The organism is Streptomyces sp. NTD107, from assembly GCF_059510435.1.
Genome location: NZ_JCAJZV010000001.1, coordinates 747,240 through 757,740, shown reverse-complemented (window position 1 = coordinate 757,740; position 10,501 = coordinate 747,240). Strand labels below are relative to the sequence as shown.

Below are 10,501 nucleotides of genomic sequence, written 5' to 3'. Positions count from 1 at the left end.
CGCGATCATGGCCGCACCCGATGGACCTCTCGTGGTGGGCGTGGATTCCTCCACGCAGTCCACCAAGGCACTGGTGGTGGACACCGCCACCGGCACGGTGGTGGCGCGCGGCCAGGCGCCGCACGTGGTGACGGCCGAGGGCGACAGCGATCCCGGGCAGTGGTGGCGGGCGCTGGGCGAGGCGCTGGAGCAGTGCGGCCCGGTGCTGCGGGAGGCGGCGGCGGTCTCGGTGGCCGGGCAGCAGCACGGACTGGTGACGCTGGACGCGGACGGTGCCCCGGTGCGCAACGCGCTGTTGTGGAACGACACCCGCTCCGCGCCGCAGCGGGACCGGCTGGTCGAGGAGTTGGGCGGGGCGGCGTGGTGGGCGGAGCGGACCGGCAGCGTACCGGCCGCCTCCTTCACGGCGACCAAGTGGGCGTGGCTGCGCGAGCACGAGCCGCGGTCGGTGGCGGCCACCCGGGCGGTACGGCTGCCGCACGACTATCTGACCGGCCGGCTCACCGGGCAGGGTGTGCGCGGCGGCACCACGGACCGCGGGGACGCCTCGGGCAGCGGCTGGTGGTCGACGGCGAGCGAGTCGTACGACGCGCGGATCCTCGACCACATCGGCCTGGACGCCGCGCTGCTGCCGCGTGTGGTGCCGGCCGGTGAGCCGGCCGGCACCGTACGGGCCGGGCTGCCGCTCCCCGAGGGCATCCTGGTGGCGGGCGGCACCGGCGACAACATGGCGGGCGCGCTGGGGCTCGGCCTGGTGCCGGGGCGCCCGGTGCTGAGCCTTGGCACCTCCGGCACGGTGTACGCGGTCTCCGAGCGGCGGCCGGCCGACAGCAGCGGCGTGGTGTCCGGGTTCGCGGACGCGGGGCGGCACTGGCTGCCGCTGGCCTGCACACTCAACTGCACGGTGGCGGTGGACCGGTTCGCGGCGCTGCTGGGCCGGGACCGGGAGGCGGTGGAGGCCGGTGGCGAGGCCGTGGTGCTGCCGTTCCTGGACGGCGAGCGGACCCCCGACCTGCCGTACGCGAGCGGGCTGCTGACCGGGCTGCGGCACGACACCAGCGGCGGTCAGCTGCTCCAGGCCGCCTACGACGGGGCGGTGTTCGCGCTGCTGGAGGCGCTGGAGCGGGTGCTGGACGCGGACGCCGACCCGGCACAGCCGATCCTGCTGATCGGCGGCGGGGCGCGCGGGGTGGCCTGGCGCGAGACGGTCCGCCGGCTGTCGGGCCGCCCGGTGGTGGTCCCGGCGGCCCAGGAACTGGTGGCCCTGGGCGCCGCGGCCCAGGCGGCGGGCCTGCTGCTGGGCCGCGACGCGTCGGCGGTGGCCCGGGACTGGAACACCGCACAGGGCCCGGCGTACGAGGCGGTGCGGCGCGACGAGGCGGCCCTGCACCGGCTGTCCACGACCCTGCACGACGCGGCTGCGCTGCTCGGCCCCCGTTGAGGTGTTCCCTTGGCCGACGGGGCCGCCGCGCGGCGTTCGTCCTCCCCGACCCGTACCACCCCTGGAGTTCCCTTGACCGGCACATCCCCCCAGTCGCAGGCCCAGGTGCGCCGGCACAATCTCTCGCGGGTGCTGCACGCGCTCGCCGATGAGGGGGCGCTGTCGCGGGCCGAGGTGGCGGGGCGGATCGGGCTGACCCGGGCGGCGGTGTCCACGCTCGTGGACGAACTGCTGCGCGGCGGGCTGCTCACCGAGCGCGGCCCCGGCCGGTCCGGGACGGTGGGGCGGCCGGGCAGTCAGCTGCTGCTCGCCGACCGGGGGCCGTGCGGCTTCGGGGCCGAGATCGGGGTCGATCATCTGTCGGTCTGCGCGATGGATCTGCGCGGTACGGTACGGGCCCGCCTCGATCGCCGGATGCCGCTGGAGGGCAGCGATCCGGTGGTGGTGCTGGACGGACTGACCGCGCTGCTGGGGCGGCTGGCCGCCGACGTCACCGCGCTGGGGCTGTGGCCGGCCGGCCTTGCGGTGGCCGTGCCGGGGCTGGTGGCCCGGGGCACCGCCACGGTCACCCGGGCGCCCAATCTCGGCTGGCGCGAGGTGGATCTGGCGCCCCTGCGGTCGGCCACCCGGGGCCCGCTCACGGTGGACAACGAGGCCAACTTCGGGGCGCTGGCCGAGCTGTGGGAGGACCGGGGCGCGGCGGGACCCGCCGACTTCATCCATGTGTCCGCGCAGATCGGGATCGGCGCGGCGATCGTGGTCGACGGCGCCGTGCTGCGCGGGGCGCACGGCTTCGCGGGCGAACTGGGCCATGTCCCGGTACGGCCCGGGGGTCCGCGGTGTTCCTGTGGTGCCCGGGGCTGTCTGGAGACCTACGCGGGCGAGGCGGCGCTGCTGCGCGCGGCGGGGCTTGATCCGGGCGCCGAGCCGGGGGTGCGCACCGGGGAACTGGCCGAGCGCTGTGCGGGGCGCGACCGGGCCGCGCTGCGCGCGGTGCGGGAGGCCGGGACGGCGCTGGGCATCGCGCTGTCGGGGGCGGTGAATCTGCTCGATCCGCAGCGGGTGGTGATCGGTGGTTCACTGGCCGGGCTCGCTCCCTGGCTGCTGCCGCCGGTGCGCCGGGAGCTGGCCCGCCGCACCATGCTGACGGCCGGCGGCCGTACCACCGCGACGCCGGTGACCGGCTCGCTCATCGGCCCGGCCGGGCCGCTGCTGGGCGCGGCGCGCAGTGCGGTGCGCGGCGCGCTCGACGCGCCGGCCCGGCTGCTGACGCCGCCTCAGGTCGGGCCGATGGCATGACCGCCCGGCTCTCGGCAGGGGCGGGCGGGCGGTCGGCATGTGATCCTTCCGCCCGCTCCGGCGGGCGCCGCCCGCAGCCCGGGAGACCCCCATGGCCCGGAACGTCCCCCGGCCGTCCCGCAGATCACTGCTGCGCGGCTCCGCCGTCCTCGCCGCGGGCATCGAGCACGAGGGCTGGGTGGATCAGCCCCGGTGGTTCACCGACGTGATGTACCAGAAGTCGGCGACCCTGACGGCGCGGATCCGCGACCGGTTCGGCATCGCCAGGGCCCGGTCGTGGATCGTCGGTCACCACGAGGTGCCGGGCGCCACCCCCACCGACCCGGGTCCGCTGTGGGACTGGGACCGTTGTGTGCGGCTGGTCAGGGCGGCCTGAGCGGCAATCGCCCAACCATGCACCACCGCACCGTTTTTCATCACATCAGGCGAAAACATCGTCACGGCCGGGCGACCTTGACGGCGCCCCGCGCACAATCGCCTCCGTGACCACTGGGCAGCAAGCGCGACGCGCCGCGGTCGGCGCCGGATGTGTGCTCCTCGTGCTGGCCGCCACCTCCGGGGTGGCGGCCGGCACGGCGGGCGGGGAACTGTTCGGTCCCGGCTCCGGCGTCGGCATGACCATCGAGGCGGATGGTCCGGGCGGCTCGGCCACCGTGGTGATCCGGCACGGCGGGACATGCGGTGGCTCCTCGGTGTCGGTGAGCACCTCGGGGGGCGCCTCGGCCGTGGTGATCTCCGGTGGGGCCTGCCGCCCGCCCAAGCCTCCGGAACCCCCGGAGCCGCCCGAACCCCCCGAACCCCCCGAGCCACCGGAGCCACCGGAGCCCGAGCCTCCCGCTCCGCCCGAGCCACCGGCGCCCCCTGAGCCGCCCGAGCCCGCGCCGTCCCCGGCACCGCCGGCGCCACCGGCGCCCGCACCCGAACCTCGACCCGAGCCCGTACCGCAGGCGCCGCCGGCCCCCAGCGCGTCACCGGAACCGGCTCCCGAGCCCCCGCCCGAGCCGGTGCCCACGCCGGAACCGCAGCCGGTGCCCTCGCCGGAGCCCGTCCCCGAACCGGAGGCGGTGCAGATCGTCGCGGGGCCGCCCCCGACCGGCGCGGACCGGGCCGACCGCGGCATGCCGATGACCACCCGCACCCTGCTGATCCTGGCCCCCGCCGTACTGGCCGCCGCCATCCTGCGCCCACGGACCCGGTCGGGGCCGCGCAGCACCTCCTAGGAGATCCGATTGTCCGACTGGCTCACCCTGTTGCTCACCATCACCGCCACCTGCGCGGTGATCTTCGTGGCCGTACAACTGCGGCACCGCCGCGCCACCGTCCAGGAACAGGCGGGCGGCTCCTCCGACACCCCCGATGTCATCGAGTACATGACGATGATGATCGGGATGGTGTACGCCATCGTGCTGGGGCTGGCCATCGCCGGCGTGTGGGAGGAACGGGGCGCCGCCGAGGAGTGGGTACGCCAGGAGGCCCAGGCGCTGCACGAACTCGGCGAGCGGGCCCGGGTCTTCCCGGCGGAGACCGAGGCGGCCGTCCGGCTGTCCGTGGACACCTACGTCGGCCACACCGTGAACGAGGAGTGGCCGTACATGATCGACAACGAGGAACTCGGCCCGGAGGGCGACCGGCTGTTCGCGGAGATACGGGACACGGTGTCGGCGCTGGAGCCGGCCACCGGCCCGCAGGGTTACGCGTACGAGGGGATGCACTACCAACTGGCCACCGCCGCCGAGGCCCGCGCCGCCCGCGGGATGAGCGCGGAGCCCACCCTGCCGGGGGTGGTGTGGGTGGGGCTGATCACCGGCGGGGCCGTGGTGGTGGGGATGCTGTTCGCGCTCCAGATCAGGCGCACCGGCCGGGAGCTGCTGCTGGCCGGGCTGTTCAGCGCGCTGATCGTGTTCCTGCTGTATCTCATCTGGCACTTCGACGCCCCGTTCGCCCGGGGGTTGTCCGACTCGACGGAGGCGTTCCAGTCCCTCTTCCCCCAGGTTCTGTCCGGTGATGGGTAACTGTCTGCGGCAGTCGCCCACTTGACAGTGTGTCGGCTTAGGCCGGGGTAGCTTCGCGGGGCCGGTGGGGCGCGGCTAGTGTGACCCGCACGTGCTGAGGGATGGAGAACCGCGATGTCACACGAGAACGCCGCCTCCGAGCAGGGCCAGTCCACTTTCATCGATACGAGCAAGCCGAGCATCGCCCGGGTCTATGACGCCGTTCTCGGTGGCAAGGACCATTACGACGTGGACCGCGTGGTCGCCGACCAGGTGCGGATCACCATGCCGCACATCGGCGACGTGGGCCAGTACAACCGGCAGATCCTGGGCCGGATCGTGCGCCATCTGGCGGCCGAGGCCGGGATCCGGCAGTTCATCGATCTCGGTGCCGGGCTGCCCACTCTGGAGAACACCCACCAGGTGGCGCAGCGGCACGCCCCCGACGCGCGCGTGGTCTATGTCGACAACGACCCGATCGTGCTCGCGCACGGGCAGGCGCTGCTCCAGGTCGATGACCAGACTGCGGTGGTCACCGCGGATCTCCGCGACCCGCAGGGGGTGCTCAACCACCCCGATGTGCAGCGGCTGATCGACTTCTCGCAGCCCGTCGGGGTGCTGCTGATCGGTATCCTGCACCATCTGCACGACGACGAGGACCCCAAGGGCATCGTCCAGTCCTACATGTCGGCGGTGCCCTCCGGCAGTTACCTGGCGATCACCTGCTTCTCCGACACCGGCCCGGAGGCCCGTGCCGTGGAGGAGACCATGCTGGAGTTCCTGGGCACCGGCCGGTTCCGCACCATGGCGGAGATCGAGGACTACTTCGAGGGGTACGAGCTCCAGGAGCCCGGCGTGGTGGCGCTGCCGCAGTGGCGCCCCGACGAGCCGGTCGCCGAGCCGCTGAGTGTGGCCCACCGGCTGATGAGCGGGGGCATCGCGTACAAGAAGTAGTGGTGGGGGACGCCGTTCAGGCCGCGCCGCCGGGCAGACCGGCGAGCGCGGCCAGTCTGCGGTAGGAGTCCAGCCGGTCCGCCGGGTCGTGGGTGGTGAGGGTGACCAGCACCTCGTCGGCGCCGGTGCGGGCGAGCAGTTCGTCCAGCCGCGCGGCCATCTGCGGACCGTCGCCGTACAGTTGCCCGGCCCTGGACCGCTCCAGATAGCCGCGCTCGCGCTCGCTCAGGGCGCGGCCGGCGATCTCGTGCGGCGGGTCGAGGGGCGGGAAGACGCCGTCGATCCGGGAGCGGGCGGTGGCCCACGCCTCGGGGAGCTGGAGCAGCGCCGCTTGTTCGCGGGTGGCGGCGACGGCGGCGTTGACGGCGAGCAGCACATGGGGCACGGGCTGCTGGGCGGAGGGACGGAAGCCGGCCCGGTAGCGGTCGAGCGCGGCCAGTGTACGGTCGGGGTCGGCGTGCAGGGCCAGCACCACCGGCAGGCCGTGGGCGGCGGCGATGTCGGCGCCGGAGCCGACCGCCAGTACGTAGGCGGGGACGTGCAGCCCCTGGGACGGCATGGCGGCAACGGCGGCGCTGCCGTCCGGCGGTTCGCCGAAGTAGCCGAGCAGCTCGGTGAGTTGTTCGCCGAACCGGTCGGCCGCCGCCTTGTCGACGCCGAGCGCGCGGCGGACCGGCCCGGTGAAGCCGACCGAGCGGCCCAGGCCCATGTCGATGCGGCCGGGAAAAAGGGACTCCAGGACGCCGAACTGCTCGGCGATCACCAGGGGCCGGTGGTTGGGGAGCATCACGCCTCCGGTGCCCACCCGGATCCGGGAGGTGGCGGCTGCCACCGCGGCGGCCAGCACGGTGGGGGCGGAGCCGGCGATGCCGGGGACGGCGTGATGCTCGGCGACCCAGAACCGCTGGTACCCCAGGCGTTCGATCTCCCGGGCGAACTCCACCGTCTCCCGCAGCGCCCCGGCGGCGCTCCGACCCCGCCGGATCAGCGCCCGGTCCAGCACCGACCAGCGCACCTTCGTCCGTACCGCCTGTGTTCCGTCCACCTTGTGTGCAACAGCGGCGGGCGCTCAGGATTCCCGGTCGATGACGCCGGCGTCCTGGGTGAGCAGCGCGATCTGCACCCGGTTGTTCAGCTCCAGCTTGGCCAGGATCCGGGAGACGTACGCCTTGACGGTGGGCACGCTCAGATACAGCGTGGCGGCGATCTCGGCGTTGGACAGCCCCCGGCCGACCGCGACGGCGACCTCCCGCTCCCGGTCCGCGAGTGCGTCCAGCCTGCGCCGGGCGCGGCGGGTGTCGCGTTCGCCGCTGGTGAGGGCGCCGATCAGCCCCCGGGTGACGGCCGGGGAGAGCACCGGGTCACCGGCCGCGACCCGGCGTACCGCCTCGACGATCTCGGCGGGCGGGGTGTCCTTGAGGACATAGCCGGCCGCCCCGGCGCGCAGCGCGCGCAGCACCTGGTCATCCGCGTGGAAGGTGGTGAGGACCACCACCTCGGGCGGGGCGGGCGCGGTGCGCAGCGCCTCGGTGGCGGTGAGGCCGTCCACCCCGGGCATTCTGATGTCCATCAGCACCACATCGGGGGTGACCCGCGCCACCAGTGCGGCGACCTCGGCGCCGTCCGCCGCCTCGCCCACCACCGCCAGGTCGGGCGCGGCGCCGAGCATCAGCCGCAGCCCGGAGCGGACCAGCGGATCGTCGTCCACGAGCAGTACCCGGATCGTCATGGGGGCCACGGTAGCCAGGCGTGCAGCCGGAACTGTCCGCGGACCCGGCCGGCCTCGACGTGGCCGCCGGCCAGGGTGACGCGTTCGCGGAGCCCGGTCAGGCCCTGGCCGGAGCCGGGGATGAACCGGGCGGGCAACTGGGGCGCGCCGACGGGGTTGCGGAGTTCGACGGTCACGCCCGTGCCTGGCCCGCCGTCGACGGTGACGGTGGTCTCGGCGCCGGGGGCGTGTTTGCGGGCGTTGGTGAGTCCTTCCTGGACGATCCGGTAGACGGTGCGGCCGGTGTGCTCGGGCAGTGCGTCGGCGTCGGGGCCTGCCAGCCGCTGGTCGAGGGTGACCGTGGCGCCGGCCCGGCGGGACTCCTCGGCGAGCCGCGGCAGTTCGCGGTGGGTGGGCTGCGGCCGGACGCTCTCGGCCCCGGGCGCTTCGCCGGGGGCGGCGCGCAGCACGCCGATCACGTCGCGCAGTTCCTCCAGGGCCTGATGGGCACTGTCGCGGATCACCCCGGCGGCGCGCTGCACCTCCTGCGGGGAGGCGCCGGCGGCGTACTCCAGGGCGCCGGCGTGCACGCTCAGCAGCGAGAGCCGGTGGGCGAGCACATCGTGCATCTCACGGGCGATGGTCTCCCGGGTGGTGCGCTGCGCCTGCTCGTACAGGGTGGTCAGCAACCGGCGCCGGTACCGTACGGTCATCCCCCAGCTGATGACGGCGGTCACCATCACCAGCGAGGCGATGATCACCGCTCCGTCCGGGACCCTGGACTCGGGGCGCAGCGCGAGTGAAACCGGCCGCAGGGCGAACGACAGGCCGACGAGCAGGGCCACCACGCGGGGGCGGCAGTGCACGGCGGCGGTGAACAGGGCCACCCACAGCGGCCCGCCCATGAAGTGGGAGAAGGGAGACACCAGGACGAGGGCCAGGGCCACGCCGAAGGGGTGGGCGCGGCGCAGCCACAGGGCGGCGCAGGCGCCGGCGGCGGCGATCTGGTCGACGACCACCAGCCAGTGCGGCTCGCGCACCTCGCCGAAGAGCACCCCTGAGGTGAGGACGGAGAAGGAGGCGGCGACCGCGATGGCACTCATGTCGACGATCCAGTCGCGTCGGCTGCGGATGACCATGCCTCGACGGTAGCGGGCGGGGAGGGGCCGGCGGCGGGGCGGCCGGGGGTCCGGTACCGAAGTCGGGCGGCGGTATACCTTCGGCCGCTGCCCGGGTGCGGGGCCGGTGCCCAGCATGGCGGGTATGAAGAGCGTGTTGGAGGGCGTGGGGGTACTGCTGGTGCTGAACGGCGTGGCCGGTCTGGTCTACGAGGTGATCGACTGGTTCGGTCCGTGGTCACTGGTGCACCGGATGGGCGGGCCGCTGGCGGGGATGGAGATCTTCGCGAACCTCGTGCTGATCGTGCTGGGGGTGGCGGTGTGCGCGGGGGCGGAGCGGATCAGGCGCCCGGGGTGACCGGGGTGGCCTGGGCCGGGGCGGGGAGCGGGAAGTCCTCGACCCGGTCGCACCAGCGGCGCAGCAGCACCCGGTCGTGGCCCACCGCGAGCAGGGCCGCGCCGCTGGCGCGGCGGTACTCCTCGACGACGGCGACCAGGGCGGCGGTGGTGGAGGCGTCCAGCATGGCGGTCATCTCGTCGCAGATCAGCAGGGCGGGGCGGAGGATGAGGGCGCGGGCGAGGCAGGCGCGCTGGAGTTGGCCGTCGCTGACCTGGTGGGGGCGGCGGCGCAGCAGTTCGGTGCCGAGCCCGGTGGTGGTGGCGAGGGCGGTGACGCGGTCGGCGAGGCGGGTGGTGTCGGCGGTGGCGCGCAGCGGTTCGGCGATCAGGTCGTGGAGGGTGAGGCGGGGGTCGGCGGCCTGCCGGGGCTGCTGGAAGACGACGCCGACGCGGGTGCGCAGGGCGCGCGGGGCGCGGTGCCGGAAGCCGGTGACGGGCTGACCGGCCAGGCGTACGGTGCCGGACCGGGGGCGGTGGAGCAGGGCGGCGACCCGGGCGAGGGTGGATTTGCCGCAGCCGGAGGGGCCGAGCAGGCCGAGGGCCTCGCCGTCGGCGACGCGCAGCGAGATGTCGCGGACGACCGGGGGGCGGCGTTCGTAGCCGGCGGTGATCCCGGTGAGTTCCAGGGCGGGGGCGGCGGGTTCAGGCATCGGCGGGCTCCGGGGCGTGGTGGCAGGCCGTGCCGTTCAGCAGCTGGGGCGGTTCGGCGCAGCGGGCGGTGGCGCGCGGGCAGCGCGGGGCGAAGGCGCAGCCGGGCGGCAGGGCGTCCAGTGCGGGCGGTTGTCCGGGGATGGGGGTGAAGTCCCGTTCCGGCAGGGCGCCCAGCAGTCCGGCGGCGTACGGGTGGCGGGGTCCGGGGGTGCCGAAGAAGCGGGCGGCGGGGGTGAGTTCCACGATGCGGCCGGCGTACATGACGGCGACCCGGTCGGCGATGCGTGCGGCAGCGGCCAGGTCGTGGGTGATGGCCAGCAGGGCGCGGCCGTCGTCGGTGTGCCGGCGCAGTTCGTCGACGGTGCGGGCGACCAGGTCGCGGTCGAGGCCGGTGGTGGGTTCGTCGGCGATCAGCAGCGGGGCGTCGCCGACCAGGGCGAGAGCGGTGGCGGCGCGCTGGGCGAGGCCGCCGGAGAGCTGGTGCGGGTAGCGGTCGAGGTGGTCGGCGGGGAAGGCGGCGCGGGCGGCGGCTTCCCGGGTGGCGGCGGCCAGGGCGGTGCCCCGGGTGCCGTGCAGTTCGCGGATGGTCTCGCGCAGCTGGGACCGTACGGTGCGCACCGGGGTGAGGTGCCCGGCCGGGCTCTGTGGCACCAGGCCCAGGCGCCGGCCGCGTACCGTGCGGGCCATGGTGCGTTCGTCGGCGGCGAGCAGGTCCAGCGGCGCGGTGCCGGGTTCGGCCGCCAGCAGGGCGCTGCCCCGGGTCCGGGCGTTGCCGGGGAGCAGCCCCAGCAGGGCACCGGCCAGGACGGACTTGCCGCAGCCGCTCTCCCCCACCAGGGCGAGGCACTCGCCGGCGGCGAGGTCGAAGGAGACGTCGTCGACGGCCGCGACGGGGGCGCCGGCGGGCATCAGGAAGCGCACGGACAGCCCGCGTACGGAC

At 75.0% G+C, this 10,501-nt stretch carries 11 protein-coding genes and 1 pseudogene; 7 read left to right on the top strand and 5 right to left on the bottom strand.

The features are described from left to right. Positions 1-7: 7 nt before the first annotated feature. From xylB to AC5WRL_RS03340, 6 genes and pseudogenes are all read left to right on the top strand, one after another. Positions 8-1,441: a xylulokinase gene (xylB, locus tag AC5WRL_RS03365; protein ID WP_496086714.1), complete on the top strand. Its 1,434-nt coding sequence runs from the start codon at positions 8-10 to the stop codon at positions 1,439-1,441. A gap of 72 nt (positions 1,442-1,513) precedes the next feature. Further along, positions 1,514-2,740, top strand: coding sequence for an ROK family protein (locus AC5WRL_RS03360; RefSeq protein WP_496086713.1), 1,227 nt, complete (start codon positions 1,514-1,516; stop codon positions 2,738-2,740). Positions 2,741-2,897: 157 nt separating this feature from the next. After that, positions 2,898-3,116: pseudogene (locus tag AC5WRL_RS03355) on the top strand (N-acetylmuramoyl-L-alanine amidase); the annotation flags it as partial. A 106-nt stretch (positions 3,117-3,222) separates the two neighbouring features. Beyond that, positions 3,223-3,960, top strand: a complete 738-nt coding sequence (locus AC5WRL_RS03350) for a hypothetical protein (RefSeq protein WP_496086712.1) — start codon at positions 3,223-3,225, stop codon at positions 3,958-3,960. 9 nt (positions 3,961-3,969) lie between these two features. Then, positions 3,970-4,752, top strand: a complete 783-nt coding sequence (locus tag AC5WRL_RS03345) for a bestrophin-like domain (RefSeq protein ID WP_496086711.1) — start codon at positions 3,970-3,972, stop codon at positions 4,750-4,752. A gap of 114 nt (positions 4,753-4,866) precedes the next feature. After that, positions 4,867-5,685 carry an SAM-dependent methyltransferase gene (locus tag AC5WRL_RS03340; protein ID WP_496086710.1) on the top strand — a complete coding sequence of 273 codons (819 nt, stop codon included), beginning with the start codon at positions 4,867-4,869 and terminating at the stop codon, positions 5,683-5,685. Between the two features lie 16 nt (positions 5,686-5,701). Here AC5WRL_RS03340 and AC5WRL_RS03335 read toward each other — a convergent pair whose 3' ends face one another. From AC5WRL_RS03335 to AC5WRL_RS03325, 3 genes are read right to left on the bottom strand one after another with little or no spacing between them, the layout of a single operon-like run. Then, positions 5,702-6,730 carry an MsnO8 family LLM class oxidoreductase gene (locus AC5WRL_RS03335; RefSeq protein ID WP_496086709.1) on the bottom strand — a complete coding sequence of 343 codons (1,029 nt, stop codon included), beginning with the start codon at positions 6,728-6,730 and terminating at the stop codon, positions 5,702-5,704. A 24-nt stretch (positions 6,731-6,754) separates the two neighbouring features. Continuing rightward, entirely contained in the window at positions 6,755-7,414 is a 660-nt protein-coding gene (locus AC5WRL_RS03330) for a response regulator transcription factor (protein ID WP_496086708.1), read from the bottom strand. Further along, complete coding sequence (locus AC5WRL_RS03325) at positions 7,411-8,532, bottom strand: sensor histidine kinase (protein WP_496086707.1); 1,122 nt, start codon at positions 8,530-8,532, stop codon at positions 7,411-7,413. Before AC5WRL_RS03325 ends, AC5WRL_RS03330 begins: the two co-directional genes overlap by 4 nt. 124 nt (positions 8,533-8,656) lie before the next feature. Here AC5WRL_RS03325 and AC5WRL_RS03320 point away from each other — a divergent pair, with 124 nt between their 5' ends. Continuing rightward, positions 8,657-8,869 carry a hypothetical protein gene (locus AC5WRL_RS03320; RefSeq protein ID WP_496086706.1) on the top strand — a complete coding sequence of 71 codons (213 nt, stop codon included), beginning with the start codon at positions 8,657-8,659 and terminating at the stop codon, positions 8,867-8,869. Here the strand turns inward: AC5WRL_RS03320 and AC5WRL_RS03315 are convergent. Continuing rightward, positions 8,853-9,560, bottom strand: a complete 708-nt coding sequence (locus AC5WRL_RS03315; RefSeq protein ID WP_496086705.1) for an ABC transporter ATP-binding protein — start codon at positions 9,558-9,560, stop codon at positions 8,853-8,855. The genes AC5WRL_RS03320 and AC5WRL_RS03315 overlap by 17 nt on opposite strands. Then, positions 9,553-10,470, bottom strand: coding sequence for an ABC transporter ATP-binding protein (locus AC5WRL_RS03310; RefSeq protein ID WP_496086805.1), 918 nt, complete (start codon positions 10,468-10,470; stop codon positions 9,553-9,555). The genes AC5WRL_RS03315 and AC5WRL_RS03310 overlap by 8 nt, the downstream gene beginning before the upstream one ends. Between the last annotated feature and the right edge of the window lie 31 nt (positions 10,471-10,501).